General features: G+C 74.0%; 1 protein-coding gene. It reads right to left on the bottom strand.

Features of this window, described 5'->3' with window-relative positions; all coding sequences use genetic code 11:
• The coding region (locus AOK01_RS40245; RefSeq protein WP_055520621.1) for a LacI family DNA-binding transcriptional regulator at positions 1–983 on the bottom strand (983 nt) is incomplete at its 3' end.
• Between the last annotated feature and the right edge of the window lie 207 nt (positions 984–1,190).

Below are 1,190 nucleotides of genomic sequence, written 5' to 3'. Positions count from 1 at the left end.
GGCGGAACCTCCTCCCGCCCCATGGCGATCCGCCCGGCCCGACCCCCCGCATCCGCCAGAGGCAACCGCACGGTCGTCAGCGCGGGCACCGCGTCGATGCTGAACGGCAGGTCGTCGAAGCCCACGACGGAGACGTCGTCGGGGATACGCAGACCCGAGTCCCGCAGAGCCGCACACGCACCGAGGGCGACCGTGTCGTTCGCGGCCACGACAGCCGTCAACGCCGGCTCACGGCGCAGGAGTTCGAGCGTCGCCTCGTACCCCGCCCGCCGGTCGTAGCGCCCGTGGACGGTCCACGCGGGATCGTCCGGGATGCCGTGCGCGGCGAGCGCGTCCCGGTGCCCCTCCAGGCGGTGACGGGTCGTCGTACGTTCCTCCGGACCCGCGATGTACCCCATGCGCCGGTGCCCGAGGCCGATCAGATGCTCGGTGAGCTGCTGCCCGCCGCCCCGGTTGTCGAACGTGAGGGCCACCGCGTCGGTGTCCGCGGGCGCGGGCGGCCGCCCGCACAGCACCACACGCGTCCCCGCCTCCGCGAGCTTGCGCAGCTTCTTCGCCACGGCCGCGGCGTGCGAGGCGTTCTCCATGGCACCGCCCGTCAGCACCACCGCCGCGGCGCGCTGCCGCTGCAGGAGCGTGAGGTAGGTGAGCTCGCGCTCCGGGGAGCCGCCGGTGTTGCACACGACGGCGAGACGCTCCCCGCCCGCCCGGCCACCCGGTCCGCCGATCTCCGCCTGGATCGCGCCCGCCATGATCCCGAAGAACGGGTCGGCGATGTCGTTGACCAGGATTCCGACCAGGTCGGAGGTGGCTGCCGCGAGTGCGCTCGCGGGGCCGTTCAGTACGTAGTCCAGTTCGTCCACGGCCCGCAGCACCCGTTCACGGGTGGAGGCCGCCACGGGGTAGTTCCCGTTCAGCACGCGCGACACCGTCGCGGGCGAGACCTCCGCGCGGGCCGCCACGTCCGCCAGGGTCACCGTCATCTCGTCGTCCTCCGGTCGCGCATCTCGTCGTCGTCCTCAGAGCCGTATCGCTTCAGCCACTCCGGCCACTCCGGCGGCTCCGGTCACTTCAGCCCACTCCGGCCGCTCCGGCGCCGGCCCGGTGTCACCGCCCGCCACGGAGGCCGAACCGCGGCGCCCGAGCCGAAACCCGACCCGCACCACTGCCGCCCCGCCCCTTCTCGCGCC

It is taken from the genome of Streptomyces aurantiacus (assembly GCF_001418335.1).
Lineage (GTDB): Bacteria > Actinomycetota > Actinomycetes > Streptomycetales > Streptomycetaceae > Streptomyces > Streptomyces aurantiacus.
Note: the sequence above shows the minus strand (reverse complement) of the source record. Positions and strands in the feature narration are given on the sequence as shown.